We start from the raw sequence: 25,033 nt of genomic DNA, 5'->3' as shown, positions 1-25,033 counted from the left end.
GGCGTGTTTCCGCCGGTGCAAGGGATCGATGCGGGCCTAACGGCGCAGGCCGAGCAGGTCGCGCGCAATGACCCAGCGGTGCACTTCGCTGGGGCCTTCGTAGATGCGCATCAGCCGGGTCTCGTTGGCCATCTGCTGCAGCGGCAGCTCCTTGGTCATGCCCATCGCGCCGAAGGTCTGCATGGCCTGGTCGATCACGTCCCAGGCCATTTCGGTGGCAAACACCTTGATCATCGACACCTGTGTGCGGGCTTCTTGCCCGGCGTCGATGCGGGTGGCGGCTTCGTAGGTCATCAGGCGGCAGGCGTGGATGCGCGTGGCGGCGTCGGCCACCCACCACTGGATTGCCTGGCGCTGCGCCAGCGGCGCGCCAAAGGTCTGGCGCTGCGGGGCGTACTCGCAGATCATGTCCAGCGCGCGCTGGGCCCGCCCGATGCACCAGGCGGCCATCTGCACCCGGCGCGTCGACAGCCGCGCCTGCATCGGCGCAAAGCCCTGTCCCTCGGCGCCGAGCAGCTGCGTGGCGGGGATGCGGCAGTCTTCCAGCACCACTTCATAGGTCGACGCGCCGCCGATCATCGGGATGCGCCGCTCGACCCGCAGCCCCGGCGTGCCGCGCTCGACGATAAAGGCCGAGATGCCGCCGCGCGCGCCGCGGGCCTTGTCGGTCACGGCCATGACGATGGTCCAGTCGGCGCGCGCCGCGCGGCTGATCCAGATCTTGCGCCCGTTCAGCACCCAGTGGTCGCCGTCGCGCTCGGCGCGCGTGGCCATCATGGCGGGATCGCCGCCGGCGCCGGGCTCGGAGATGGCGATGGCCGAGACCGTCTCTCCGCGCGCATACGGCGCCAGGTAGCGCTCGCGCTGGGCCTCGCTCGCGGTCAGCATCAGCATGCGCAGGTTGGGCGAATCCGGCGGCAGGTCATAGGGCGTGATGGTCTTGCCGAGTTCTTCGTTGACGCCCACCATCGCCACCGTGGGCAGGTCGGAGCCGCCCATTTCCGCCGGGGCATCCAGTCCCCACAGGCCCAGTTCCCGCGACATGGCGTCCAGGCGCGCATGCTCCTCGGGCAGCAGCGCCATCTGGCCGCCGGCGGCTTCGCGCGCCAGCACCGTCGGTTCCAGCGGGACCAGCTGCTCGCGCACGAAACGCGCGACCAGGTCCTTGAGCATCCGGTGTTCTTCGTCAAGTTCAAAATGCATGGCGGTGTTCTCGGCTGTTTATCGGGATTGGCGGGGATCCGGCGCGAAGGGCAGTTCGCGCAGGACCTCCTCGGTGTGCTCGCCCAGCGCCGGCGCATGGCGGCGCAGCGACAGCGGCGTGGCCGAGAAGCGCGCGGCCGGGCGCAGCTCGCGCACGGTGCCTTCGGTAGGGTGCTGCGTTTGCTGGAACAGGCCGACCGCGCGCAGGTGCGGGTGGTCGACCAGCGCATCGAGGCCGTAGATGGGGGTGGCGGGAATGTCGAGCGACTCGAACAGCTGCATCCATTCGACCGTAGTGCGCGCCGGCGTCAGTTCCGCCAGATGGCCGTACAGCGCACGGATGTTGGCGTTGCGCTGCGCGCGGTCGGCCACGTCATAGCGCTCGGCCAGGTCGTCGCGGCCCACCGCGCGGAAGAAGGCCTGCCAGTGGCGCTCGGTGTAGGGCAGCGCGCAGATCCAGCCGTCGCGGGTCGGCGCGGGGCGCCGCCCGCCTTGCAGCAGGCGGGCGTAACCGGCGCCGGCCGGTGGCGGGTCGAAGGTCAGGCCGCCCAGATGCTCGGTCATCACGAAGGCGGTCATGGTTTCCAGCATCGGCACCTCCACCATCTGGCCCACGCCGTGGCGCTCGCGGTACAGCAGCGCGGCCAGCACGGCGTTGGCCAGCGCCAGCCCGGTGGTCTTGTCGGCGAGCAGGCTGGGCACGTATTGCGGACGCTCGCCGTCGGCGGAGCCCAGCGCGACCAGGCCGCAGCCGGCCTGGATGATGTCGTCGAAGGCCGGCTTGTCGCGGTGCGGGCCGTCCTGGCCGAAGCCGGTGGCCATGCAGTAGACGATGCGCGGATTGATGCGCGCCACCTCGGCATAGCCGAAGCCCAGCCGCTCGATCGCGGCGACGCGCATGTTGTGCACCAGCACGTCGGCGCCGGCAATCAGGCCGCGCAGCGCCGCCGCGCCCTCGGCGGTCTTCAGGTCGAGCACGATCGAGCGCTTGTTGCGGTTCAGCGCCAGGTAGATCGAGCTCATGCCGGCATGCTGCGACACGCCATTGGCGCGCATCAGGTCGCCCTCCGGCCCTTCGACCTTGATCACGTCGGCGCCGAAGTCGGCCAGCACCTGCGTCGCCAGCGGGCCGAGCACGACCGCGGTCAGGTCGAGCACGCGGATGCCGTCGAGCGGGCCGGCCGGCGCCGCGCGCTTGTCTGCTTCGCTCATCGATGCCTCCTTCAACGGCGCTGGAACATGGGGGCGCGGCGCGCGGCCATGGCGGCGACGCCCTCGCGGAAATCCTCGCTGCGGAACTGGTCGCGCTGGATCGCCAGCTCGCGCCGGTTGACCTCGGCAATGCGGTCCGCCAGCCCGTCGCGCAGCGTGGCGCGCGTGGTTTCCACCGCCAGCGGGGCCGTGGCGGCGATCTCCTGCGCCAGCGCCATGGCACGGGCGTCGACCTCGTCCCTGGCGACCAGCTCGTCGGCCAGGCCGATGCCGGCTGCCTCGGTCCCGCTGATGCGCCGGCCGGTGTAGAACAGCAGCGCTGCCTGCTGCTGGCCCACCAGTTGCGGCAGCGTCAGGCTCAGGCCGAAGCCGGGGTGGAAGCCGAGCCGGTTGAAGTTGGCGCTGAAGCGGGCCTCGGCGCAGGTCACGCGGAAATCCGCCACCAGCGCCAGGCCGAGCCCCGCGCCGATGGCGGCGCCTGCCACCGCGGCGACGATGGGCTTGCGGTTGCGGTACAGCTTCATCGCATGCACGTAGAAGGCGGCGGGGTCGCTGGCGACTTCGCCCTGGCCGGCGCCGCTGAAGTCGGCACCGGCGCAGAACGCGCCGACGCCCGAGGCCAGCACGATGGCGCGGCAGTGGTGGTCGTCGTCGAGCGCCAGCAGGGTATCGGCCAGGCGCCGCATCACCTCGGCGTCGACAAAGTTGTGCGGCGGGCGGGACAGCACCACGCGGGCCACGTGGCCGTCGCGGGTGACATGGAGGTCGGCATCGGATGACATGCGGGGTGGCTCCTATGGGGGGCGGCCGGCTCGGGGCCGCGTGTCCACAGTATTCGCGCGGCGCCGCCGCGCCGCTATACTCGAATTTCACTTACTGAAATTGACTGCGATGCCTGACGCCATCCCGCCGCCGGACTCCACGCGCAGCGTGACCCATCGGACCGGCCGCTTTACCCGGGAGACCGCGGGCAGCCAGTCGCTGGAGCGCGGGCTGGTGCTGCTGCGCGCATTCCGCGTCGGCACCACCAGCCTGACCAACGCGGAACTGGCCGCGCGCACCGGCCTGCCGCGCCCGACCGTGAGCCGGCTGACGCGCTCGCTGGTCGATGCCGGCTTCCTGCGCTACGACGTCAACGAGCGCGCCTACCGGCTGGCGCCGGTGGTGCTGAGCCTGGCGGATGCCTTCCACCAGTCCAGCCGCGCGCCGGAGATAGCGCTGCCGCTGATGCGCAGGGTAGCCGAGGCCGGCAAGGTCAACGTGGGGCTGGCGGTGGGGGACCAGCTGGAGATGGTGTACCTGGCGTCGATCCGGCACAGCCGCGACAGCGTGTCGCGCACGCGGCGCGTGGTGCCGGGATCGCGCGTGCCGATGGAGCTGACGGCGATCGGCCTGTCATGGCTGGCGGCGCAGCCCGAGGAGGTGCGCAGGGACCTGCTGGCCGGCATCGCCGCCCGCCAGGGAGAGGCCTGGTCCGGCATGCGCGCGCGCGTGCTGCGCGGCATCGCGCAGGCTCAGCGGCACGGCCATTGCACCGCGGCCTACCAGCCGGGGCATCTGCTGGCCGTGGGCGCGGCCTTTTCAGGCCCGGACCAGCAGCTGTACGGGCTCAACATCAGCTACCCGTTCAACGACGCCGAACGCCGTCGCGACCACGCGCGCTATGCCGCGCAGCTGACGCGGCTGGTGGCCGAGATCCAGCAAGCCTGGCGGCGCGCCGCCGGCTAGCCGCGTCAGTACACCGACGGCATGCCTTCCGGGCGGTTCTTGAAGCGCCGGTGAATCCAGTAATACTGCTCCGGCATGGTGGCGATCTGGGTTTCGAGGAAGGCGTTCATGCGGCGCGAGTCCTCTTCGACGCTGCCAGAGGGAAAGCCCTCCAGCGGGTCGAACACGCGCAGCCGGTAGCCGCGATAGTCGGGCAGCACTTCAGTGGTGAACGGCACCACGCGCGCGCCGGTCATGCTGGCCAGGCGCGAGGCCGAGGTCAGCGTGCACGCCGGCACGCCGAAGAACGGCACGAACACCGAATCGTTGATGCCGAAGTCCATGTCCGCCGCCAGCATCACCGGGCAGCCGGCGCGCAGCGTGCGCACTACCTGCTTGCCGCTGCCGTTGCGCGGGATCATCTCGGCGCCGAAGCGCCCGCGCTGGGTACGCGAGATCTGCTCCAGCAGCGGGCTCGACATGCGCGTGTACAGCGATGCCACCGGGTGGCGCATCGAATAGAACATGCAGCCGGCCTCGATGCCGACGAAATGAAAGCCCATGAAGATGGTCGGATGCTCGGCGCACGAGGCCAGGTCGATGCGCGAATCCAGTTCGACCAGCTTGCCCAGCCGCTCGGCGTTGCCGAACCACTGCACGCCGCGCTCCAGGTAGCTGCGCAGCACATGGCCGAAGTGGTCGCGCGCCAGCCGCTCGCGCTCGCCGGGATCCATGTCCGGGAAGCACAGCGCCAGGTTGGTATGGACGATGCGCCGGCGGCGGCTGGGAATGCGGTACAGCAGCTTGCCGAGGGCGTCGCCCAGCCGGGCGGTCAGGCCGTACGGCAAGGCGGCAAAGAGCTTGAAGGCTGCGATGGTGAGCGCAGCCTGGAGCTGGTGCGTCATGAAGATCCTGGGGGCGGCAGCGACCTCCGGGGCGGCCCCGGGAGCAGGCGGCTGCGCGGCAATGGTTCGGCGCCACGCGGGTGGCGAGCGGCGGGCGCGGGGAAGGCGCGAAGAGCAAGGGCCGGCTCCCGGCACATGCCGGCGCCTGGTGCGCACCGTGTGCGCGTCGGGGCGACAAAGCGGGAAGCCACGCTGGCGCTCCATCCCGTGCGGCAGCTGTTGCGGGCCGCTGGAGTGCGCTATGCGTCGCTGCGCAGCTTTGTGCTGAGGGCGCACTGTAGCACGATGGCAGGGGGTCAGGAACGGCAGTTACGACCGGTATCAAACCGGCAACAGATGCCGGTTGCGCAACCCCATGGCGCAGGATAGCGAAGGGCTGGTGAGGGCCACGGCGCGGCCTGCAGCCAAGACCGCCCGAGGCAACGCGCAGGGCGCGGTGCCGTCAGCGTTGCTTCAGCTCGCCGAGGTAGTAATTGACCTCGGCCAGCAGCGCCGTGTGGAATTCGGCCGGCAGCACGTGGTCGTCGGTCAGCGACAGCAACTGGTCGATGCGCTGCCGGAACTGCCGCTGGGCGCTGGCGCGCGCATCGGGCGGCAGCGCCACGGCCATGGCGCACAGCATCTCGCGCATCACCAGCAGCCGGGCGCCGTACTGGATCATGGCGTCGCCCTGGGTCTTGAGGTTCTGCGCAAGCTGTTCGGGCATGCCCTTGCGCGGCGCACCGGTGCCGGACGGGGCGGGCGGCGGCTCGGCGCGGGCCTTGCCGCTGGCCTCGGGCGCGGGGGTGCCTAGCATCTTGCCGAGCATGGGGATCTTGAACATGGCGAGGCTCCGGATGCGCCCGGGGGCGGGGTGGTCTGGTGCATCCATCATGGAAGGGTGCGGATGGCCGGACTGTGCGGCAGCAGACAATGGAGCCGCCGCGGCCCCGGCGTTCATGCGCCGGCGGCCCGGGGTTTGCGACACTTGCCCGCGCGTGCCGGCGGCAGGCACAGGCCGCAGGTGTAGCGCTGGCGCGCATCGTCGGCGCCCACCACGAACTCGCCGCGGCAACCCTGGCAGCGCGCCAGCTGCAGCATGCCGCGCTCATAGAAGCGGACCAGCATCCAGGCGCGGGTAAAACTGAGCTGCGCGGCCTCGCCGGTGACGCTCAGGTGTTCGCGATACATGCGAAAGCCGGCCAGCGTGGCCCGGATGCCGTCCAGGTGGCCGGCACGGATCATGAAGCAGTAGGCGCCGAGCAGCATCGAGGCATGGGCGTTTGGGCGCCAGCCCAGGAACCAGTCGGTCGAGAACGGCAACATTCCCTTGGGCGGAGGCGCCCCGCAAAGCTCCTTGTACAGGCGGGCCAGCCGCTCGCGCGGCAGCGACACCTCAGCCTCCAGCACCTGCAGGCGCGCGCCCAGGCCGATCATCTCGATCGCGAGCCGGGTTTGTTCCAGGTCGTGCAGCACGCTCTTGCGGGCGGCGGCAGGTAAAGGGCGGGTAGCTGCCGCAGCGGGGTCGCCGAGGGCGGCGACAGGGTGTGGGTCCATGGTCTCCTCCTGCCCGGGGCGGGTCACAGTGCGGCGCTGTCCGCATGCGTCCCCGGTCCGGCTTTGCGTGATGGAGGACGATTCTTCGATCGCAGCCGGCTTATATCCGTGATTCTTGTCAACAATCGCAATTCCACGATCGACGGCATCAGCTTTGCCGGTCTGTTGTTGGCGCAATTTGTCGGTGTCCGGCACGCCATCCAGCACGACTGTAGGAGAAGCGCCCACACGCTATCGGACAGACGCCGATTTAACGGTTCTACCCATGGGCTACGCTGCAAGAACACCAACGACAGGGAGCAACCCATGGCTGCAAACTTCCTGATCAGGCAGACCGCGCAGGGCTGGGAACTGACGGTCGAAAGCGCGCGCAAGGGCCTGGTCCAATGCGACGACCGCGACGTCGCCGTCAACATCGGCATGGCCGCGGCCAAGCGGCGCGGTGTCGTGTTGATCGTGCATGAAGACGAGGACGATGCCCCGCACGGCCTCACTTCCCTGGCCGCCTGACGCGGCAACCCGGTTGCGTGACAACGGCGGGCGCCCTTTACCGGTGGCGCCCGCCTTTGCTTTGGTGCGGGGCGCGCGGCATGCGTGCCGCCCTCCATGCCCGCCAATGGTATGGAACTTGCGCCCCGGTGACTGGCTGCGCGGCCCGCCGGGCCGCGCCGGAAGCTCAACCCTTGGAGACAGCGATGCATCCATTCCGAAATGAAGGCGGCGGCTCCTGGTGGCGCGAGGACCGCGACGCCGATGAATCCCGCCGCAATCGCGGCGACAACCCGCGCGGCGACGACCCGCGCGGCTACGGCGAGGGGCGCTATGGCCAGCGCGGCGGCCCCGCGCGCGACTACGGCGAAGGCCGCTATGAAGGCCGCCAGCGGCACGACAGCGACGTGCGCGAGTCTGGTTACTACGGCGGCCGCTCCAGCCCGGCGCAACGGGTCTGGGAAACCTCCGCCCGGCGCCCGCCGTGGGAAGAGGATGAAGCCTGGCGCCGCGGCAGCGAGGTGCGCGACGAATGGGGCGACAGCCGCGGCAATGCATCGCGCGACATGCCGCGCGGGCGCGACCGCGTCGGCCCCAAGGGCTACCAGCGCAGCGACGAGCGCATCCGCGAGGACATCTGCGAACGGCTCGCGCACGCGCGCCATGTCGATGTGCGCGACGTGGAAGTCGAAGTGCAGGGTGGCGTGGTGCGCCTGACCGGCAACGTGCGCGACCGGCGCCAGAAATACTGCATCGAGGACATCGTCGACGATGTCTTCGGCGTGCAGGAAATCCATAACGCGGTGCGCCTGGGCGCGCCGGGCGCGTTCGGCGTATCGGGGATCACCGAAGGGGCGCAGTCTGGCGGGCAGTCGGGAGCGCAGTCCGGCAGCTCCGGCCAGGGACACATCAGCGGCGTCAGCAGTTCAGGCACTGCCACCGGTTCCAGCGCCAGCAGCTATGGGGGCGGCATGGAAACCGGCAGCGGTGGTCCCGGCCAGGGACGCGACAGCACCGGCGGCACCACGCGCATGGGCTGATGCGGAATTACGGCGCCGGCGGCTGGTCCGCCGGCGCTGCCGGGGCGCTCCCCAACGCGTCCTGCGGCTCGGCCATGCGGCGGTGCTGCTCGGCCAGCACGTCCGCCGGCGTCACCATGGCGATGGCGGCGCGCAGCTTGTTCTGCCAGCCCGGCACCACCTCGCCCTCGCCGCGCATCATGGCATCGAAGCCGATCCGCGCCACCTCGGCGGGATCGGCCTTTTTCTGCTGGCCGAGCCGGGTATCGAGCAGGTCCGCGCGTTCGAAGAAATCGGTTTCGGTGGCCCCCGGCATCAGGCAGGTGACGGACACGCCGGTGTGCTGCAGTTCATGCCGCAGCGCGTAGGAGAATGAATCCAGGAAGGCCTTGGTCGCGTTGTACACGGCCTGGCAGGTGCCGGGCACGAAGCCGGCGATCGATCCCGTGATCAGGATGCGCCCCTCGTGCTGCGCACGCATGATTTGCCCGACCCGGTGCAGCAGGTGCAGGGTACCGGTCACGTTGGTCTCCACCACCCGTTGGATGGCTGCGAAGTCCTGGTCCAGGAACGCGTGGCCCAGCCCGCGGCCGGCATTGGCGCACAGCACGTCGACGCGGCGGCTGCCGAGCGCGGCGCAGACCTGTTCGACACCGTCGGGCGTGGACAGGTCCGCCAGCAGCGCCGTCACTTCGGCGCCTTCGTCGCGCAGTTGCCTGGCGGCGATTTCGATCTGCGGCTCGTCCGCGGCAATCAGCAAGTCATAGCCGCGCCGCACGCAGCAGCGCGCCAGCTCGTAGCCGATGCCGGAGGACGCCCCGGTGACGACGGCAAGCAGGCCGGTACGGCGAAGCGAAGTGTCAGGCACCGAATCTCCTCGAGTCTGTGGCGAGTTTTTACTGTGGGGTTGTAAGGATTAGCGACGCATCACCCTACGCGCCGCCAGGTGCGCACGCCCATCCAGACCCCCAGCAGCGCCACCAGCGTGACCACCACCGCCAGCGTCACCGCGGTGCCGGGGCCGAGCCCGCCGAACCACGCATAGGCATCGGAACGGCGCCATAGCGCCCAGGCGAGGGTGGCGGTGGCGACCACCAGCGCCGTCTGCGTTAGCGCGTCGACCACGCGCATCACGCCGCGCGCGGTGCCGGCAAGCGGATCGCGCCGGGCTTCTGAAGCGGAAATTTCAGGGTCGTCCATGGCTGGCGCCGGCAAAAAGGGGGATGCGCTGGGACTTGCAAGTCCTGTTCCCGAGCCGTGCGTCGCGCCCGGCGTGCCACAATGATTCTTGGCGGCGCAATACTTCAAAATGGCCAGGCGAGGCCGATAACGGGCCGGGAGGAAGCCAAACGAAGGCGACAAGAGGGCGGTATGAACAGGTGCGTTAACACAAGCGTGGTGGCATCAGCGGTGCTTGCAGCGCTATGCGCCACGGCGGCCGGCGCAGCGACGGCAGAACGGTTCCGGGTGCGGCTGCAGGTGGTGGAGGTCTGCACGGTGGTCCAGACACCCACCCTGGAGGTGACTTGTGCATTACGCTCGCCCTATCGCATCCAAGCGGTGGGCGGCATGTTGAGAACGCCTGGGGGTGAGCCCGTCACGATGCTTGAAGTCTTTTTTTGATCTGTCTTAAATATGCCAAAAATGTAACATTTGTGAATCATGTTTGCAGCAATGCACTCGGCGTAACTAGACTTCGGCATAAGAAGAACACCGAGTACTCCACATGCGACACACCGCTATCCTGCGTGGCGTCGCGTGCGCCCTCAGTGCCATGCTTCCCCTGGGCCTGGGCGCCGCGACCAAGACCACCACGTTCCAGGTACGTCTGACGCTCGCCAATGACTGCGCGATCAGCGCGACCGACCTGGATTTCGGCTCTCAGGGCGTGCTGGCAGCGAACATCGACCAGTCCAGCAACCTGACCATCACCTGCACCAGCGGCGCCGCCTACACCGTTGGCCTGGACGCCGGCAGTGCTACCGGCTCGACCATCGCCAGCCGCCTGCTGATCGGACCGGCCGCCGCCACCGTGGGCTACCAGTTGTACCGGGACTCCGCGCGCGGGCAAGTGTGGGGCAACACGCCGGCCACCGATACGATCAGCGGCACTGGCAACGGCACCGCGCAGACCATCCCGGTATACGGCCGCGTGCCGCCGCAGGCCACGCCGGCGGCGGGCGCCTATACCTCCACCGTTACCGCCACCATCACTTTCTAGAATGGCGCCCCGCTTGCGAGCGCGGGCCTGGTGGCTTGCCGCGGCACTGGCCCTGGGAGTGATGCCTGACGCCGTGTTCGCGGCGTCGCTGCAGATCACCCCCATCCGCGCCGACCTGCCCGCCGGTCCCGGCGCCGCGGCACTGACGCTGCGCAACCGTGGCGATACCCCGATTCACGCCCAGGTGCGTGTGTTCCGCTGGCAGCAGCGCGACGGCGACGACGTGCTGGAACCTACCTCCGAAGCCGTGGCGAGCCCGCCGCTGGTACGCATCGCCGCGGGCGGTGAACAGCTGGTGCGGATCGTGCGGCCGGGCGCCACGGCGGCCGATGGCGAAACCACCTACCGGCTGCTGATCGACGAACTGCCCGCCGCGCCCGGCGAAGCCGACGCGCCTGCCACCACCGGTGTCCGGGTGCAATTGCGCTACTCCGTGCCGGTGTTCGCGGGCACGCCCGCCAATGCTCCACGCCCGCCGCTGCAATTTGCGCTGGCCCGCGAACACGACGCGTGGGTGCTGTCGGCCCGCAACACCGGGCGCATGCACGCGCAGATCAGCCAGGTTCAGCTCAGTGCCGCCGACGGCCAGGCCGTGACGCTGGCCCCCGGGTTGCTGGGCTATGCGCTGCGCAACAGCGGACGCTCGTGGCGGCTGGACAGCGCGCTGAGCGCGCAGATACAGCGGCTGGCCACGCGCGCGCCGGACCGGCCAGGTGCCATGACCGTGCGCGCCGTCGTCAATGGCGATCCGGTGCAAGTGCCGCTGGATACAGGTGGAGATGCGCGGCGCGGCGGTTCGTGAGGGAAACCTTGCGCACGGTTGGCGCACTCGTGCCGGCGACGGCGCTCGGCTGGCGCAGCGTCGCATGGCGGGGTGCCTGGCTGCTGCTGGTGTCGCCGCACGCGCTGGCGCAGCCGCCATCGCCCGATGCGCCGTCGCTGTCGTTGCCGGCGCCGCTTGCCGCGCCGCACCAGGTTCCGGGGCCGGGGCCCGACGTTGCCGTGGCGGGGCCCGGGGCACAGACGGTCTACCTTGCCGTGTCGCTCAACGGCGTGCCGCGCGGACTGGTGGCGCGTTTCGAACTGCGCGACGGCATGCTCGCCACCACGCCTGAAGAGCTGCGCCAGATCGGCCTGCGCGCGGAGGTGCTGCCCGTTGACGGCAATGGGCTGGTCTGGCTCGACGCCATTCCGGGGCTGCGCGTCAGCTACCGCCAGTCCAGCCAGGAAGCCGCGCTCGACGCCCCCGACGCGCTGCTGGTGCCGGCCATCGTCGGCACGCTGGCGCGGCCCGAGGCCCGGCTTTCCGGCGGCACCGGGCTGGTGCTCAGCTACGACCTCTACGGCGAGACCGGGCGCGGGCGCCATGTGGGGCTATACAGCGAACAGCGCGTGTTCCACGGCCAGGGCGTGCTCTCCAACAGCGGCGTGGCGACCTGGAGCGAGGCGCAGGACCGCTATGTCCGGCTGGACACCGCGTGGACCTACACCGATGCCGCGACGCTGTCTTCCGTGCAGGTGGGTGACGCCATCTCGGGCGCGCTGAACTGGTCGCGCGCGGTCCGGCTGGGCGGGCTGCAGTACCGTCGCAACTTCACGGTGCGCCCGGACCTGGTCACGTATCCCGTGCCGCTGCTGGGCGCATCGGCGGCGGTGCCCAGCGCGGTCGACCTCTACGTCAACAATGTGCGCCAGTTCAGCGGCGAGGTGCCGTCCGGCCCGTTCGTGCTGAACAATACGCCCGCCGTCAACGGTGCCGGCCAGGCCGTGATCGTGGTGCGCGACGCGCTCGGCCGCGATATCTCGACCACCATCCCGCTGTATATCGATACGCGCCTGCTCGCGGCCGGCCTGACCGACTTCTCGGTGGAGGCCGGATTCTTGCGCGAGGACTATGGCCTGCGCTCGGCGGGCTACGGGCGTCAGCCGGCCGGCAGCGCCTCGGTGCGCCACGGCCTGAGCGAGACTCTGACGCTGGAAGGCCATGCCGAAGCCATGCCCGGCACCTACACCGTCGGCGGGGGCGTGCTGGCCAGCGCCGGCGGATTCGGGGTGTTCAGCGCGGCAGCGTCGCTGGGCGCGGGGCGCGAACGCGGCGCGCTGTTCTCGCTCGGCTACCAGTTGCGCACGCCGGCCATCACCATAGACCTGCAGGGCATACGCACGGCGGCCACCTACCAGGACCTGGCGGCGCGCAGCGGCGCGCCGTATCCGGATGGCCTGTACCGCGCCACGCTGTCCTGGCCGATGGCGCGCAACGGCAGCCTGGCGCTCAGCTACGTGCAGCTCGATGATGCGCAGCCGGGCGGCTCGAAGATCGGTTCGGTGGCATACACCGCGCAGCTGGGCGGACGCTACTCGGTCAATCTCAGCGCCTACAAGGATTTCGGCGGCAACGGCGGATCCGGCGCACTGGTGACGCTGACGGCCGTGCTGGGGCACGATACCTCCGCCAGCGTCGCGGCGGGGGTGGACGGCGGCAAGGCCAGCCTGTACGCCAGCGCAGCGCAAAGCACGCCCTACGAGGGCGGTTGGGGCTGGCAGGCGCAGGCCAGCCAGACCGACGGCGTGCGCCGTTACCTGGCGCAGGCGCGCTATCGCGGCCGCTATGGCGAGATGTTCGCGGCGGCCCAGTCGAACGAGCGCGATGTCACCGGCGCCGTCGACGTGACCGGTTCGGTGGTGGTGATGGACGGTGCCGTGCTGCCCGCACGGCGCATCAACGAGAGCTTCGCGCTGGTGTCAACCGGCATGGCCGGCGTGCCGGTGCTGGTGGAAAGCCGCCGCATCGGCACCACCGATGGCAACGGCCACTATCTGGTGCCAGACCTGATGCCCTACCAGGCCAACAGGGTTGCCATCGACCCCCTGGTACTGCCTGCCGACGCCCGCCTGGACAAGCCCTCGCAGTACGTGGTGCCGTCATGGCACGCCGGCGCGCTGGCGCGCTTCCAGGTGGAACGCTTCCGCGGCGCGCAGCTGTCGCTGGTGACGCCAGCCGGCGAACCCGTCGCCGCGGGCACGCCGGTGGTGCACGTGGAATCGGGTGCCACCTCGGTGGTCGGTTACGACGGCATGGTGTTCTTCGACAACCTGGCGGCGCACAACCACCTGGTCGCCGGCGAGGCGCAGCAGCGCTGCACCGCGAGTTTTTCCTACCGCGCCGCGCCGGCGGGTTCGATACCGTCGCTGGGCCGCATCACGTGCCGCGGAGCGCAGCGAGGAGGGCCGCAATGAGGGCCGCGAGGAGGAGCGCGATGAGGGCGGCGTGGCTGGCGCTGCCGCCGATGCTTGCCTGTGCCGGCACCGCGCTCGCGCAAACCTGCACCGCCACCGCGGCGGCGCTCAACTTCGGCAATATCAGCCCGGTAGTTGCCGCGGAAGTCAATGCCAGCAGCACGATCTCGATCTCCTGCACCGGCTTCATCCTGTCCAACGCGCGGGTATGCCTGAGCATCGGTACCGGCGGCTCCGGCACCGGCTATGCGCCGCGTACGCTGGCCAACGGCTCTTCGCTGCTGAACTTCAATTTGTCGCCGTCCAGCAGCATGGCGCCGACATGGGGCACGCGTACGGCCACGTCGACCAGCATTGTTCAGGTCGATATCCCGATGCTTCTGGGCGCTGGCAGCGCCACGGTGAACGTCTACGGGCGCATCGTCGCCGGCCAGACCACGCTGCGTGCCGGGATTTACCAGTCCAGCTTCGGCGGGGCGCATACCGAGATGAACTACGCCGGCTATGCGCTTGTGGCGCCCAGCTGCACCACAGTCACGACGCCCGTGGCGCGGTTTCCGTTTACGGTCAGCGCGACAGTGATCCCGGATTGCGTGATCACGGCGACCGACCTGGACTTCGGCACCAGCGGCGCACTGACGGCGGCACGCACCGGCACGGGTACGCTGACTGCGCGCTGCACCAACGGCAGCAACTACACCATTGCGCTGGGCGCGGGCACCTCGCCGGGGGCCAGCGTGGCCAGCCGGCGGCTGCAGCGCACCGGCGGCACCGAGCAGGTGGCCTACCAGCTTTACCGGGACGCCGCCTATGCATTGCCGTGGGGCGACGGCACCGGCGGCAGCTCCACGCAGAGCGGCACCGGCACCGGGCTCAGCCAGGCCTACACCGTCTATGGCCGCGTGCCGGCGCAGGCGACGCCGGTAGCAGGCACCTATACCGATGTGATCACGGTCACAATCACTTACTGAGGCCGGCCTGAAGGCGCTGTGGGCTTCAGAACACTCCCAGCCCCAGCCCCGCGGCCAGCCCTTCGCCAAGCTCGGCGCACCGCGCCAGGTCGGCGGCTTCGATCTGCTTGGGGGCGAGGATGCGCTCCGGCGTCTGGGCATGCGTGCAGACGATCAGCCCGGGCGCGACGCGGTTCAGGCGCCAGCCGGTGGCGATGCGCTCGAGCTGGCGCAGCGCATTCTGGCCATCGCTGCCGGCGCAGATCATGGCGGCGTAGGGCCGGCCGTTGATGCGGTCCAGCGCGGGGTAATAGCAGCGGTCGAAGAAGTCCTTCATCATGCCCGCGAGCGCGGCCAGGTTCTCCGGGCTGGCAAACAGGTAGCCGTCGGCGGCCAGCACATCGTCGGGGCCGGCCTCGGCGGCGGTCTTGAGCACGACCGTGACGCCGGGCTGCCGGCGTGCTGCATCCGCGGCGGCCGCGGCCATCTGGCGCGTGCCGCCGGTCATGGTGTGGTAGACGATCAGCAGCGTTTTCATGCGTGCGGGGCGCTGGCGCGGCCGGATGCCGCGTGTTGGAGGACTGTAGCACGCGCTCCGCGTGCGGGGCCGGGCGCCGGCGAGGACGGCTATCGTAGAATCCGGGTTGGCAAACCTGCCATCCTTCCATGCCGAAAGCCAAGACCCCCGCCATCGACCGCTCCGCCACCGAGCAGGCGATCCAGCTGCTGGATGCTGCCACCGACCACGTGCTTGCCCACGGCCTGGGCGACCTGTCGCTGCGCGGCGTTGCCGAGGCGCTGGGCACCAGCCACCGCATGCTGATCTATTACTTCGGCTCCGGCGACGGCTTCTGGCAGGCGCTGCTGCACCGCATCCGCCATGCCGAGCAAGCCGCGCGCCAGCGCCCCGAGCCTTCTCCCGGCGATCCGCGGGCCGCGGTCGAGGCCGCATGGGAGCGCTATTCCGCGCCCGGGTACCTGCCCATCATGCAGCTGATGTTCGAGATCTACGGCCGTGCCATCCGCGACCGCGAGCGTTTCAGCGGATTCCTCGAGGATGTGGTCGGCAGCTGGACCACCATGCTGGCGGCGCGCCTGCAGCGCGACCTGGGCCTGGACGCGGCCGAGGCCAAGCTGCGCGCAAGGGTAGAGCTGGCTACCGTGCGCGGCTTGCTGCTGGACCTGGTCACCACGGGTGACCGCAAGGGCACGACGGCGGCGCTGAAATACTTTGCCGCCATGATGGCGGCTCCGCCACAAGCCGGCACGTAGCCGGACGCAACAGCCACCCAAGCCGGAATCTCAGCTGGAATTCGCGCCCCATCGGCGTTAACCCCGATTTTGCGTATGCATGTACCACATGGTACATTGCGCTCCACACCTGCACCGGCAGGTGCGTATCGTGGCAAACCAACGGGGTGCAAGATGGATCGGAGACAACTACTGGCCTGGCTGGCCGGAACCGCGGTGGCGATGGGGCTGCCGGCAACCGGGCAGGCGCAGGCCTTCCCCGCCCAGGCCGTGCGGCTGGTGGTGCCGCAGGCCGGCGGCACCGGCAACGACGTGCTGGCACGCGCGCTGGCAGACAAGCTCGCCCGCGCCTGGCACCAGTCGGTGGTGGTGGAGAACAAGCCCGGCGCCAACGGCGCACTGGCCATCAGCTACGTGCGCGGACAGCCAGCCGACGGCTACACGCTGTTCTTTGCCGGCGTCTCCAACCTCAGCTTCAACCCGTTCCTGTATCCGAAGCTGCCTTACAGCCCGGCGCGGGATCTGGCCGGCGTGGCGATGCTGGCCAATTCGCCGTTCGTTTTCGTCGCGGCGCCGTCGCTCAAGGCCGAGACCTTCCAGGACTTCGTGCGCATTGCCAGGGCGCGGCCCGGCGAGATCAGTTATGCGTCGGGGGGCATCGGCAACTCGACCCACCTGGCCATGGAACTGGTCGCGGAACGCACCGGGGTGCAGATGCAGCATGTTCCCTTCAACGGCGCCGGCGGTGCCACCAGCCTGATGACCGGGCAGACGCCGGTGATGATGAATGTGGTGGCCGGCGTGCACCCCATGATCGTGAGCAAGAAGCTGCTGCCGCTCGCGGTCACGGGTGACAAGCGCCTGGCGGCGCTGCCAACCGTGCCGACCTTCAAGGAGCTGGGCTATGACGTGCAGGTCCCGGGCTGGTATGCGATCGTCGCGCGCGCCGGCACCCCGGCCAGCGTGATCCGGAAAATCAATGCCGACATCAACCAGGTGCTGGACGATGCGGAGTTCAGGGACAAGCTCGACTCCCAGTTCCTGGATGCCATCAAGGGGCCGCCGTCCGAGGTAGAGCGCTACATGAAGCGCGACGCCGACACCTGGGGCCCCATCATCAAGCGCCTGAACATTTCCCTCTGAGAGCCAACCATGCCCCGTCTCACACAAGCCGTCCGTGACTACCGCCTGGCAGCCATGCGCAAGCTGATGGACAAGCTGCGCGTGGATGCGCTGGTGTTCGGCACGCCGGACTTTTTCCAGTACGCCACCAACTTCCAGCTCGACGTCTGGCCGTGGGAGCGGCCGGTGTTCGTGGTGGTGCCGCGCGATGGCGAGACCTTCGCGGTGATGAACGAACTGTCGACCAACCACATGCGTTTCGCCACGGAGAAGGGCACGGTGTGGCTGCGCGACGTGACCTACTATGCCGAGCATCCGCGCGTGTCGAACCGCCTGCCGCTGCCGGCGCAGCTGCCGGAGGTGGTTGCTGCATTGCTGAGCGCCAGGGGGCTCGGCATGTCGCGCCTTGCCATCGACGTGCAGCATCCCATCCTGGCGGGCGCCCAGCGCCATCTGCTGGAGCTGTCGTTGCGCCCGTCGCTGGCCGACCTGCGCAGCCTGCGCTGGGTCAAGCATGCCGAGGAACTCCAGACCATGCGCGAGCTCGGCGCACTGACCGATTGGGTGCAGGACCGCTACAAGGAGAACATCCGGCCTGGCCGCCTGGTGCAGGAACTGGACCATGCCATGGCCGCGCTGATGGTGGAGGAAGCGGCGAGGCGCTTCCCCGGCGAGGACTTCGACATTCTCAAGTGCTGGACGCTGACCGGTCCCGCGTCGGCCTCGCCGCACGGCGACGGTGCCGCATGCGGTTCGCGCATCGCCGCGGGCGACACCATCGTCAACCTGGTGCTGCCGCGGCTGAACGGGCTTTATGTCGAGAACGAGCGCACGTGGTTCTGCGGGCGTCCCAGCGACGAGCAGGCACGCTTCTATCAAATCGCCGCGCGGGCCACCGATGCCGCGGTTGCCGCGGCGGTGGTGGGCAAGCGCGTGTGCGACATGGATGCCGCCGCGCAGGCCGTGATCGAACAGGCCGGGTGCGGCGACTATGTGTTCCACCGCACCGGCCACGCGGTCGGGCTGATGCTGCACGAATACCCGGAAGACATGGCGTTCAACCCGCGCCCGCTGCTGGCCGGCGAGGTCTATTCAGCGGAGCCGGGGCTCTATGTCTACGGCCTCGGCGGCTTCCGGCTCGACGATACCGTGGTGGTCGGCGACCAGCCGGAAGTCATCGTCAAGACCCCCAAGACGCTGGAGTACGCAACCGTGGCCTAGCCCGGTGGCGGCTTCAGTCGAGCGTCACCCCCGTATCCGCGGTCAGCTTCAGCACCACCGGCAGGTAGGCCTTGTAGGCCGCCTCGGCCTGCGCCGGCGTGGTGCCCAGCGGTTCCGCGCCCATGTCCACGATGCGCCGCTGCATGTCGGCGCTGGCAATCAGGCTGGCGGTCTCGCGGCCGAGGCGGTCGATGATCTCCTGCGGGGTCTTTGCCGGCGCCATCAGCGTGATGGGCCCGGTCAGCCGGAACGGCTCGTCGGCGTAGCCGGCTTCGGTGAAGGTGGGCACGTCCGGCAGCGCCTGTGCGCGCCGCGTGCCGGTGACCGCCAGCGCACGCAGCTTGCCGGTGGCGAAATGCTGCTTGAGCGCGGTCACCGAGCCCACCGTCACGTTGACCTGGCCGGCCAGCAGGTCGGTCACCATCGGCCCTTCGCCGCGGTAGGGCACGTGCAGCATGTCGACCTGGTATTGCCGGGCGAAATAGGTCTGGATGGTATGCGGCTGCGTGCCCGCGCCCCATGAACCCATGCGCAGCTTGCCGGGCGAGGCCTTGGCATAGGCCAGCAACTCGGCGACGGTCTTGGCCGGCACGCTGCTGTTGACCGCCAGCACGGTGCGCGCGGTGGCAATGTCGGAGACCGGGCGCAGGTCGGTGCGGGGATCGTAGGGCAGCTTCTTGTACAGCGCCAGGTTGGAAGTGATCGGGCCCGGAATGGTCATCAGCAGGGTGTAGCCGTCCGGCGCCGCCTTGGCGACATAGTCGGTGCCGATGATGCCGCCGGCGCCGCCCTTGTTCTCGACCACCACGGTCTTGCCGAGCTGGCGCGACAGGCCGTCGCCCACGGCGCGCGCCAGCGTGTCGGTCAGGCCGCCCGGCGGATAGGCGACGATCAGGTGGATGGGCTTGGCCGGGTAGGCGCCCTGTGCCGGCGCGGCGACGGGTGCGACGGCGAGCGCCGCGACGCCGAGCCAGGGCAGAGTGGCCTGCAGCAGCGTGCCGCGCAGCCACGGCGAAAATCGGGCAACGGTCTTCATGATGGCGTGGTCTCCTGTTGATGCGATGTCACGGTTTGCCTTGCGCGGACGCCGTGCGCCCGTACGCTAGTCCAGCTTGATGCCGCGCGCCTGGATCAGCTTGCCCCACTTGCCGATCTCCTGGTCGATGAAGGCCGAGAACGCGCTGCCGCGCTCGGGATGCGGCTCCAGGCCCAGGCCAAGCAGCTTGCTGCGGGTTTGCGCATCGGCCAGCACGGCCGACGCCTCGCGGTTCAGCCGCTCGGTGACGGCGGGCGGCGTGCCGGCCGGCGCGACCAGCCCGAACCAGCCGTAGCCGACCATGCCCGGATAGCCCTGTTCGGCGAAGGTGGGCGCATCCGGATAGACCGGCGTGCGCTGTTCCGAGGCCACCGCCAGCACGCGCAGCTTGCCGGCCTTGATGAAGGGCAGCGCCGAGGTGATGGCGGTCAGCGTGGCATCGGCTCGGCCCGCCAGCAGTTCGGTGTAGGCGGTGGCGTCGCCGCGGTAGTGGACGCTCAGCAGCTTGAACTTGCCGACCTGCCCGAACAGCTCGGCGGTCAGGTGCGGACCGGAGCCCGCACCCGGCGAGGCCACCGTCACGCCGTCCGGCTTTTCCCTGGCCATGCGTACGAAGTCCGCCACCGTGCGCGCCGGCGAATTGGCATTGACGATCAGGAAGATCGGCCCGAGCACGCGCGGTCCCACCGCGACGAAATCCTTGTGCACATCGTAGCGCTGCGCAATGCCGGCGGCGGTATTGATGGCAAAGGGCGCGGCCGCCCACAGCAGTGTATAGCCGTCCGGCGCGGCATGCGCCACGTGCTCCGTGGCCAGGCGCGTACCGGCGCCGGGCTTGTTCTCGACCACCACCTGCTGGCCGAGCTTGCCGCCCAGCGCGTCGGCGAGAATACGCGCCGAGATATCGTTGGAGCCGCCCGCGCCGTAGGGCGACACCAGCTTGACCGGCCGCGAAGGATAGGTTTGCGCCTGCGCCTGGCCGCCCAGGCACAGCACGGCCACGCTGGCCGTCAGCACGGCCCGGGCGAAGACTGCGGTTCGGTTCATGACGCTTCCTTGATGCGGCGGATGGCGGGATAGCGGAAGGTGCGATCCAGGTGCGCGCTGCCGGGGACGTACAGGCGCAACGCCACGTAGAACGGTTCGGGCGGCGCAGGCAGCCAGTTGCCGCCGTCCGCGGGGTCCGCCGGGCCGCGCGCGCCCAGCACGATGCGCAGGCTGCCATCGGGCGCCGCGCGCAGGCCTGGCGAGCGGTCGCCCAGCGAATAGCGCTGCAGCGGGTTCTCCGCCAGCATGCAGTCCGCCTTTCGGTACAGGGTCAGCGACCAGAACGCGCCCACCTGCGGCAAACCGTGCGCGGGGAACACCAGCTCGTACTGGTGCGTGCCGTCCAGCGGCAGGCCGTCGGCGTCGCAATCGGCCATCAGGTACATGGCTTCCTCGATGCCCAGCGCGCCGATGTAGTTGCGCGCCACCTCGGCGCGCAGCGCGTAGTGCGAGCCGAACGAGGTGCCGATTTCCACCGGCAGGGACCAGCCGCCGCCCAGCGCGGCAGCCCTGGGCGCGGCCAGTTCTGCATCGACCTGCGCCAGTGCCGCAGCCAGCGCGGTGCGTTGCGCCTGCGTCAGCGGCGTTGCGCTGCCGATGCCGGCGGCGGCGAAGCTGCGCACCAGGTCCGCTTCGGCGGCGGGCGGCGGGTTCTCGGCCAGCATGCGCCGGACCATGGCGGCGTAGCGGTCGGGATCGCCCGGCCGCTCGCCGGCGTGCATGCCGGCGTCGATCACGCTGGCGGCGGCGGTGCCGTCGGGGCGGCGCAGGCGGATGCCGTCCTGCAAGGCATGCGCACCGGCCAGGTCGGCTTCGCCGTCGGCCAGGATGCGGCCGATGATCCAGACCGCATCGGTGGGGCAGGGCAGCGGCGTGGCGCCGGCGGGCACTTCGCCGCGCCAGGCCGGCCCGTGCAGCAGCCAGGTGCCGCCTTGGGTGCCGGTAGTGCGGGTGCCGATGTAGCCGAACGGGTTGGTATAGGCATCGAGCAGCCCCAGCACGTAGTAGCGACCGTGGCAGTCGGGCACGTCCAGCAGCAGCGGGCCGCGCGACAGGTCGAGCCAGGCGTTGGTGTAAAGCGTGTCGTTGTTCGGCGTGACGACCTGCCGGTGCTGCGGGCCGAGCAGCGCGCGCACGTGCGTGACGGTGTTGATCCAGCGCAGCGTGGAATCGGGGCCGTCCCCGGCAAAGGTGCCGGCGCTGTCGCGGCGCGGGCAGGTGGCGGCGCGCATGCGCGCCATTTCGTACAGCGGCAGCGTGTAGCGCACCGCGTCGCGGGCAAGCGCGTCGAGGGAAATGTCATGGGTTGCCATGGGCGGGGTCCTTCAGGCAATGCGCCGCAGCGGCGGGATTACGTAGTCGCCGGCGATGAAGCCGTCGGTGGGGTGGTACAGGCGCAGGATCAGGTAGAACGGGGCGTCCGGCGCCGGCAGCCAGTTGTCCTGTGCCTGCCCGGGGCGCTGGTGCGAGATAGTCAGCGTGAGCCCGCCATCGGCGTGGTATTGCAGTCCCGGGCTGCGGTCGCCCAGCGCATAGCGGCCGATCGCGTTGTCGGTGAAGAAGCGGTCGGCGCCGTAGAGCGAGACCGACCAGAACGCTTGCGCCGGCGGCAGGTGTCCGGCCGGGAAGTGCAGCGTGTAGGTGTGGCGGCCATGCAGCAGCTCGCCGTCGGCATCGTAGTCGGCGGCGGCGTAGACGGCTTCGTCGGCGCGCAGTGCGCCCAGGCCCTTCATCGCCGTCACGGCGCGCTGCATCCAGTCGTCGCCATAGCGGCCCAGCAGCAGGCTGTAGGTCCAGCTCTTACGCGCATGGCTGCGGGTATTGGCTTCGATCAGCGCCATGCCCTCGCGCCAGGCGCGCACCAGGCCCTGCTGCACCGCGGGCCGCAGCGCGCCCACGTCGACCGGCTCGCCCGCACGGATGCCGCACTTGCGCAGCAGCGACAGCAGGCCCGTCGTGGAAGGCTCGGCCGGATATTCACGCAGCGCGTTGAAGACGTTGGCGAAGAAGTCGAGCGCCGGCTCGCCGCTGTCCTGCCAGTCGCGCACGCAGGCGGGCTGCCGTGCATTGCCGCCGGACAGGCGGAAGCCCTGCTCGAAGGCGCTGGCGGCCGGCAGGTCGTCGGAGCCGGTCACCAGCACGCGGCCCAGCAGCCAGACCAGCGAGGTGGGGCAATGCACCACGTGCGCGCCGTCGGCGTGCTGGCCCGGGCCGGCCAGCACGATGTCGGCGCCCGCGGCGGGCACGTTGCGCGGGCCCAGGTTCTCGAAGTTGTTGGTCCAGGCGTCGAGCAGTTCCACCACGTAGTAGCGGCGCGCATCCGGCAGCGCGGGCACGCGCAGCGTGACGGGCCCGTCGGCCAGGTTGACCCAGGCGCAGAAGTAGAGCAGATCATTGGCGGGCGTGACGATGTCGCGGTCGCGGTGCGTCCACGGCTGCGTGCTGGCCGACAGCGTGTTGACCGGCGCGCGCCCGTAGCCGGTGGCCTGCGCCACCGAGGTCTGCAGCCGGCAGGTGCGCAAACTTTCAAACAGCGGATACGTGGCCAGCACCAACGGCACAGCCGCCGCGGCGGTCAGGGCTTCCTGCGGGGTGTCGACGGGAGCGCCGGCAAGGAAGGGCGCAGCGGGTTGGTTCATCGGGTGGTCTCCTGGTCTGGGCCGTTCTGGTGGCTGTCGGGGTCCGCCGCATGCAGGGTCACCACGGCATCGGCGGCGACCACGCCGCGCGCGGTGACGATCAGCGGGTTGATTTCGAGTGTGTCCAGCCGCGGCCCCAGCGCCGCCGCGGCCTGCGAGACGCGTACCAGCACCTCGGCCACGGCCTCGGCGTCGATCGCGGGATGGCCGCGGTGGCCCGACAGCAGTGCCTCGGCACGGCTTGCGCGCAGCATGGTGCGCGCACGGCCATGGCTCAGCGGCGCCAGGCCGAAGGCAGTCTGGCGGAAGATTTCCACCGCGGTGCCGCCGATGCCGGCCAGCGCCACCAGGCCGAACACCGGGTCGCGCCGCACGCCTACCATCAGTTCGCCCCAGCCGCGCACCATGCCGGCGACCAGCGCGCCGTCAAAGCGCGCGGAGGTGCCGTGGCTGGCCGCGGCGGCCTGCACCTGCGCAAAGGCCGCGCGTGCCGCCCGGGCGTCGGCCACGTTCAGCACCACGCCGCCGACATCGCTCTTGTGCAAGATGTCGGGCGAGCACAGCTTGATCGCGACCGGATAGCCGATGGCTTCGGCGATGCGCACGGCCTCGTCGGCATCGCGCGCCAGGCCGTGCGGCGCGGTGGGGATGCCGCACGCGGCCAGCCACTGCATGGCTTCGAACTCGGACAAGGCGGTGGTGCCGGGCGGGACATTGGGAACGGGCAGGCTGCCTGCGGCGGCCGATACGCAGATGGGCGTCTGTGCCGCCGCAGCTTGCGCCGCGGCACGGGCCAGCACGGCCACGGCCTGCACCGCGTGCGCCGGTTCGCGGAACACCAGTGCGCCGCGCGCTTCGAGCCAGCGGCGCTTGTCGTCATCGGCGAGGCCGCTGAACAGCAATGGCGCCGCGGTGCCGCTGCGGTACAGGGCGTCGACGGTGTCCTGCAGGCCGGGCCAGATCCGCGGCGAGCCCACGCCGCCGGCCAGGAAGGCCACCACGCTGCCGTAGTCCGGGCTTTGTGCCGCGGCGGCAATGGCGGCCAGCAAGACTTCGGGCTGCGCCACCACCTGGCCGGTGACGTCGATGGGATTGGCGGTGCTGGCGAACGGAATTGCGCTGCGCAGCGCCGCGGCCGGGGCTTCGGGCATCGGCGGCAGCGGCAGGTCCAGCGCCTCGGCCTGGTCGGCCATCATGATGCCGACGCCGCCGGAGACGGTGACCAGCGCGACCGGGGTGACGGCATTGGCCGGCTCCTTCGCCGAAGGCTGCCACCGCGTCGGCCGGCGCCCGCGCGACAGCACGTAGCCGAGCCGGAAGAATTCCTCCAGCGTATCGGCGCGGAACACGCCGTACTCGTCGAACACCGCCTGGTAGACCGCGTCTTCGCCCGCGAGGCTGGCGGTATGCGATTGCGCGGAGCGCGCGCCGGCTTCGGTGGTGCCGACCTTGGTCACCACCACCGGCTTGCCCGCTGCCCGCGCGGCCGCCAGCGCCCGGCGCAGGCGGGCGCCGTCGCGGCAGCCTTCCAGGTAGGCGAGGATCACGCGCGTGGCCTCGTCGCGGGCCAGCCATTCGATCACGTCCGCCACATGCAGGCCGGCTTCGTTGCCGGTGGTGACCCAGTGGCTCAGGCCCAGTGCGGCCTCGCGCGCCAGCGCGAAGGCATAGGCCCCGAACGCGCCGCTCTGGCTGACCAGCCCGACATCGCCGACCGGCGGCAGCCCGCTGAGCGGGATCGGCGAGAAGGTGGCGAACACGCGCTCGCGCAGGTTCATCGCGCCCAGGCAGTTGGGCCCCAGCAGCGTGATGCCATGGGCCTGCGCCAGCGCCGCCAGTTCGGCCTGCAGCGCGGTGCCAACGCCGCCGGTCTCGGCAAAGCCGGAGGTGAAGAACACCGCGGCGCGCGTGCCGTTGCGCGCCAGCTGGCGCATCGCGTCAAGGCTGGCGCTGACCGGCAGCGCCACGATGGCGAGGTCGGCCGGCGTATCCAGCGCATCCAGCGTCGGCACCGCCGCCAGCCCCTGCACTTCGCTGGCGCTTGCGTGGACCGGGACGATGCGGCCGGTGTAGCCCAGCTCGCTCAGCAGCCGCACCGGCATGCCGCCTACCTTGTCGGGCTGGGTGGATGCGCCGATCACGGCGATGGTGCGCGGTTGCAGCAATGCGCTCAGGTCTGGCATCGGTGTCTCCGTATGCGTGCGCCGTCACGTAGGGCCCTTGCGGGCGGGCGCCGCT

At 70.3% G+C, this 25,033-nt stretch carries 24 protein-coding genes; 10 read left to right on the top strand and 14 right to left on the bottom strand.

The window, feature by feature from the left end; translation table 11 throughout:
• Nucleotides 1–36: 36 nt before the first annotated feature.
• From FHX60_RS11300 to FHX60_RS11290, 3 genes are read right to left on the bottom strand one after another with little or no spacing between them, the layout of a single operon-like run.
• Complete coding sequence (locus FHX60_RS11300) at nucleotides 37–1,203, bottom strand: acyl-CoA dehydrogenase family protein (RefSeq protein WP_092310610.1); 1,167 nt, start codon at nucleotides 1,201–1,203, stop codon at nucleotides 37–39.
• An 18-nt stretch (nucleotides 1,204–1,221) separates the two neighbouring features.
• Complete coding sequence (locus FHX60_RS11295; protein WP_183283388.1) at nucleotides 1,222–2,415, bottom strand: CaiB/BaiF CoA transferase family protein; 1,194 nt, start codon at nucleotides 2,413–2,415, stop codon at nucleotides 1,222–1,224.
• An 11-nt stretch (nucleotides 2,416–2,426) separates the two neighbouring features.
• The gene (locus tag FHX60_RS11290; protein WP_183283387.1) at nucleotides 2,427–3,197 is read right to left on the bottom strand and encodes an enoyl-CoA hydratase/isomerase family protein; all 771 of its coding nucleotides are present in this window, start codon (nucleotides 3,195–3,197) and stop codon (nucleotides 2,427–2,429) included.
• 109 nt (nucleotides 3,198–3,306) lie between these two features.
• On the opposite strand from FHX60_RS11290, the gene FHX60_RS11285 reads away from it, so the two are divergent.
• Entirely contained in the window at nucleotides 3,307–4,143 is an 837-nt protein-coding gene (locus tag FHX60_RS11285) for an IclR family transcriptional regulator (RefSeq protein ID WP_092310601.1), read from the top strand.
• A 5-nt stretch (nucleotides 4,144–4,148) separates the two neighbouring features.
• Here the strand turns inward: FHX60_RS11285 and FHX60_RS11280 are convergent, their stop codons facing one another.
• From FHX60_RS11280 to flhC, 3 genes are all read right to left on the bottom strand, one after another.
• Nucleotides 4,149–5,027: a lipid A biosynthesis lauroyl acyltransferase gene (locus FHX60_RS11280; protein WP_112775682.1), complete on the bottom strand. Its 879-nt coding sequence runs from the start codon at nucleotides 5,025–5,027 to the stop codon at nucleotides 4,149–4,151.
• Between the two features lie 442 nt (nucleotides 5,028–5,469).
• Nucleotides 5,470–5,850, bottom strand: coding sequence for a hypothetical protein (locus tag FHX60_RS11275; protein WP_112775681.1), 381 nt, complete (start codon nucleotides 5,848–5,850; stop codon nucleotides 5,470–5,472).
• A 113-nt stretch (nucleotides 5,851–5,963) separates the two neighbouring features.
• On the bottom strand, nucleotides 5,964–6,563 hold the full coding sequence (gene flhC, locus FHX60_RS11270; protein ID WP_183283386.1) for a flagellar transcriptional regulator FlhC: 600 nt from the start codon (nucleotides 6,561–6,563) through the stop codon (nucleotides 5,964–5,966).
• A gap of 108 nt (nucleotides 6,564–6,671) precedes the next feature.
• Between flhC and FHX60_RS11265 the strand changes: the two genes are divergently transcribed.
• Together FHX60_RS11265 and FHX60_RS11260 are read left to right on the top strand one after the other, a co-directional pair.
• A complete protein-coding gene (locus tag FHX60_RS11265; protein WP_183283385.1) occupies nucleotides 6,672–7,073 on the top strand; it encodes a hypothetical protein in 402 nt (133 codons plus the stop codon).
• Between the two features lie 185 nt (nucleotides 7,074–7,258).
• Entirely contained in the window at nucleotides 7,259–8,092 is an 834-nt protein-coding gene (locus tag FHX60_RS11260; protein ID WP_183283384.1) for a BON domain-containing protein, read from the top strand.
• 7 nt (nucleotides 8,093–8,099) lie between these two features.
• Here FHX60_RS11260 and FHX60_RS11255 read toward each other — a convergent pair whose 3' ends face one another.
• Both FHX60_RS11255 and FHX60_RS11250 read right to left on the bottom strand, forming a co-directional pair.
• The gene (locus FHX60_RS11255) at nucleotides 8,100–8,939 is read right to left on the bottom strand and encodes an SDR family NAD(P)-dependent oxidoreductase (RefSeq protein WP_183283383.1); all 840 of its coding nucleotides are present in this window, start codon (nucleotides 8,937–8,939) and stop codon (nucleotides 8,100–8,102) included.
• A 59-nt stretch (nucleotides 8,940–8,998) separates the two neighbouring features.
• The gene (locus tag FHX60_RS11250) at nucleotides 8,999–9,271 is read right to left on the bottom strand and encodes a hypothetical protein (protein ID WP_092310582.1); all 273 of its coding nucleotides are present in this window, start codon (nucleotides 9,269–9,271) and stop codon (nucleotides 8,999–9,001) included.
• Nucleotides 9,272–9,845: 574 nt separating this feature from the next.
• Here FHX60_RS11250 and FHX60_RS11245 point away from each other — a divergent pair.
• The 4 genes from FHX60_RS11245 to FHX60_RS11230 all read left to right on the top strand — a co-directional run bounded on the left by FHX60_RS11245 (nucleotide 9,846) and on the right by FHX60_RS11230 (nucleotide 14,500).
• The gene (locus FHX60_RS11245; RefSeq protein ID WP_425321766.1) at nucleotides 9,846–10,292 is read left to right on the top strand and encodes a Csu type fimbrial protein; all 447 of its coding nucleotides are present in this window, start codon (nucleotides 9,846–9,848) and stop codon (nucleotides 10,290–10,292) included.
• A gap of 61 nt (nucleotides 10,293–10,353) precedes the next feature.
• Nucleotides 10,354–11,094 carry a fimbrial biogenesis chaperone gene (locus tag FHX60_RS11240; RefSeq protein ID WP_183283382.1) on the top strand — a complete coding sequence of 247 codons (741 nt, stop codon included), beginning with the start codon at nucleotides 10,354–10,356 and terminating at the stop codon, nucleotides 11,092–11,094.
• Complete coding sequence (locus tag FHX60_RS27910) at nucleotides 11,091–13,529, top strand: fimbria/pilus outer membrane usher protein (RefSeq protein ID WP_146748194.1); 2,439 nt, start codon at nucleotides 11,091–11,093, stop codon at nucleotides 13,527–13,529. The genes FHX60_RS11240 and FHX60_RS27910 overlap by 4 nt, the downstream gene beginning before the upstream one ends.
• A gap of 20 nt (nucleotides 13,530–13,549) precedes the next feature.
• A complete protein-coding gene (locus FHX60_RS11230; protein ID WP_260163817.1) occupies nucleotides 13,550–14,500 on the top strand; it encodes a Csu type fimbrial protein in 951 nt (316 codons plus the stop codon).
• A 25-nt stretch (nucleotides 14,501–14,525) separates the two neighbouring features.
• Here FHX60_RS11230 and FHX60_RS11225 read toward each other — a convergent pair whose 3' ends face one another.
• On the bottom strand, nucleotides 14,526–15,017 hold the full coding sequence (locus FHX60_RS11225; RefSeq protein WP_092310579.1) for a flavodoxin family protein: 492 nt from the start codon (nucleotides 15,015–15,017) through the stop codon (nucleotides 14,526–14,528).
• A 128-nt stretch (nucleotides 15,018–15,145) separates the two neighbouring features.
• On the opposite strand from FHX60_RS11225, the gene FHX60_RS11220 reads away from it, so the two are divergent.
• The 3 genes from FHX60_RS11220 (at nucleotide 15,146) to FHX60_RS11210 (ending at nucleotide 18,073) form a co-directional block, all read left to right on the top strand.
• Entirely contained in the window at nucleotides 15,146–15,751 is a 606-nt protein-coding gene (locus FHX60_RS11220) for a TetR/AcrR family transcriptional regulator (RefSeq protein WP_183283381.1), read from the top strand.
• Nucleotides 15,752–15,904: 153 nt separating this feature from the next.
• Nucleotides 15,905–16,873: a Bug family tripartite tricarboxylate transporter substrate binding protein gene (locus FHX60_RS11215; RefSeq protein WP_183283380.1), complete on the top strand. Its 969-nt coding sequence runs from the start codon at nucleotides 15,905–15,907 to the stop codon at nucleotides 16,871–16,873.
• A gap of 9 nt (nucleotides 16,874–16,882) precedes the next feature.
• Nucleotides 16,883–18,073 (top strand): M24 family metallopeptidase, encoded by a 1,191-nt coding sequence (locus FHX60_RS11210; protein WP_183283379.1) that lies wholly within the window; start codon nucleotides 16,883–16,885, stop codon nucleotides 18,071–18,073.
• Nucleotides 18,074–18,086: 13 nt separating this feature from the next.
• On the opposite strand, the gene FHX60_RS11205 is transcribed toward FHX60_RS11210, so the two are convergent.
• The 5 genes from FHX60_RS11205 to FHX60_RS11185 form a co-directional block, all read right to left on the bottom strand.
• Nucleotides 18,087–19,109, bottom strand: a complete 1,023-nt coding sequence (locus FHX60_RS11205) for a Bug family tripartite tricarboxylate transporter substrate binding protein (protein ID WP_183283378.1) — start codon at nucleotides 19,107–19,109, stop codon at nucleotides 18,087–18,089.
• Between the two features lie 66 nt (nucleotides 19,110–19,175).
• Nucleotides 19,176–20,156, bottom strand: coding sequence for a Bug family tripartite tricarboxylate transporter substrate binding protein (locus FHX60_RS11200; protein ID WP_112775669.1), 981 nt, complete (start codon nucleotides 20,154–20,156; stop codon nucleotides 19,176–19,178).
• Nucleotides 20,153–21,469 carry a DUF1254 domain-containing protein gene (locus tag FHX60_RS11195; protein ID WP_183283377.1) on the bottom strand — a complete coding sequence of 439 codons (1,317 nt, stop codon included), beginning with the start codon at nucleotides 21,467–21,469 and terminating at the stop codon, nucleotides 20,153–20,155. Before FHX60_RS11195 ends, FHX60_RS11200 begins: the two co-directional genes overlap by 4 nt.
• 12 nt (nucleotides 21,470–21,481) lie before the next feature.
• Entirely contained in the window at nucleotides 21,482–22,795 is a 1,314-nt protein-coding gene (locus FHX60_RS11190; RefSeq protein ID WP_183283376.1) for a DUF1254 domain-containing protein, read from the bottom strand.
• A complete protein-coding gene (locus tag FHX60_RS11185) occupies nucleotides 22,792–24,978 on the bottom strand; it encodes an acetate--CoA ligase family protein (protein ID WP_183283375.1) in 2,187 nt (728 codons plus the stop codon). Before FHX60_RS11185 ends, FHX60_RS11190 begins: the two co-directional genes overlap by 4 nt.
• Between the last annotated feature and the right edge of the window lie 55 nt (nucleotides 24,979–25,033).

The organism is Cupriavidus alkaliphilus, assembly GCF_014191175.1.
In the GTDB taxonomy this organism is placed as follows: domain Bacteria; phylum Pseudomonadota; class Gammaproteobacteria; order Burkholderiales; family Burkholderiaceae; genus Cupriavidus; species Cupriavidus alkaliphilus.
Note: the sequence above shows the minus strand (reverse complement) of the source record. Positions and strands in the feature narration are given on the sequence as shown.

Bases quoted from the DNA above. Each gene is read 5' to 3' on its own strand.
- FHX60_RS11300 (WP_092310610.1), bottom strand. From the start codon at position 1,203: ATGCATTTTGAACTTGACGAAGAACACCGGATGCTCAAGGACCTGGTC.
- FHX60_RS11295 (WP_183283388.1), bottom strand. From the start codon at position 2,415: ATGAGCGAAGCAGACAAGCGCGCGGCGCCGGCCGGCCCGCTCGACGGC.
- FHX60_RS11290 (WP_183283387.1), bottom strand. From the start codon at position 3,197: ATGTCATCCGATGCCGACCTCCATGTCACCCGCGACGGCCACGTGGCC.
- FHX60_RS11285 (WP_092310601.1), top strand. From the start codon at position 3,307: ATGCCTGACGCCATCCCGCCGCCGGACTCCACGCGCAGCGTGACCCAT.
- FHX60_RS11280 (WP_112775682.1), bottom strand. From the start codon at position 5,027: ATGACGCACCAGCTCCAGGCTGCGCTCACCATCGCAGCCTTCAAGCTC.
- FHX60_RS11275 (WP_112775681.1), bottom strand. From the start codon at position 5,850: ATGTTCAAGATCCCCATGCTCGGCAAGATGCTAGGCACCCCCGCGCCC.
- flhC (WP_183283386.1), bottom strand. From the start codon at position 6,563: ATGGACCCACACCCTGTCGCCGCCCTCGGCGACCCCGCTGCGGCAGCT.
- FHX60_RS11260 (WP_183283384.1), top strand. From the start codon at position 7,259: ATGCATCCATTCCGAAATGAAGGCGGCGGCTCCTGGTGGCGCGAGGAC.
- FHX60_RS11250 (WP_092310582.1), bottom strand. From the start codon at position 9,271: ATGGACGACCCTGAAATTTCCGCTTCAGAAGCCCGGCGCGATCCGCTT.
- FHX60_RS11245 (WP_425321766.1), top strand. From the start codon at position 9,846: ATGCTTCCCCTGGGCCTGGGCGCCGCGACCAAGACCACCACGTTCCAG.
- FHX60_RS11240 (WP_183283382.1), top strand. From the start codon at position 10,354: ATGCCTGACGCCGTGTTCGCGGCGTCGCTGCAGATCACCCCCATCCGC.
- FHX60_RS11230 (WP_260163817.1), top strand. From the start codon at position 13,550: ATGAGGGCGGCGTGGCTGGCGCTGCCGCCGATGCTTGCCTGTGCCGGC.
- FHX60_RS11225 (WP_092310579.1), bottom strand. From the start codon at position 15,017: ATGAAAACGCTGCTGATCGTCTACCACACCATGACCGGCGGCACGCGC.
- FHX60_RS11220 (WP_183283381.1), top strand. From the start codon at position 15,146: ATGCCGAAAGCCAAGACCCCCGCCATCGACCGCTCCGCCACCGAGCAG.
- FHX60_RS11215 (WP_183283380.1), top strand. From the start codon at position 15,905: ATGGATCGGAGACAACTACTGGCCTGGCTGGCCGGAACCGCGGTGGCG.
- FHX60_RS11210 (WP_183283379.1), top strand. From the start codon at position 16,883: ATGCCCCGTCTCACACAAGCCGTCCGTGACTACCGCCTGGCAGCCATG.
- FHX60_RS11205 (WP_183283378.1), bottom strand. From the start codon at position 19,109: ATGAAGACCGTTGCCCGATTTTCGCCGTGGCTGCGCGGCACGCTGCTG.
- FHX60_RS11200 (WP_112775669.1), bottom strand. From the start codon at position 20,156: ATGAACCGAACCGCAGTCTTCGCCCGGGCCGTGCTGACGGCCAGCGTG.
- FHX60_RS11195 (WP_183283377.1), bottom strand. From the start codon at position 21,469: ATGGCAACCCATGACATTTCCCTCGACGCGCTTGCCCGCGACGCGGTG.
- FHX60_RS11190 (WP_183283376.1), bottom strand. From the start codon at position 22,795: ATGAACCAACCCGCTGCGCCCTTCCTTGCCGGCGCTCCCGTCGACACC.
- FHX60_RS11185 (WP_183283375.1), bottom strand. From the start codon at position 24,978: ATGCCAGACCTGAGCGCATTGCTGCAACCGCGCACCATCGCCGTGATC.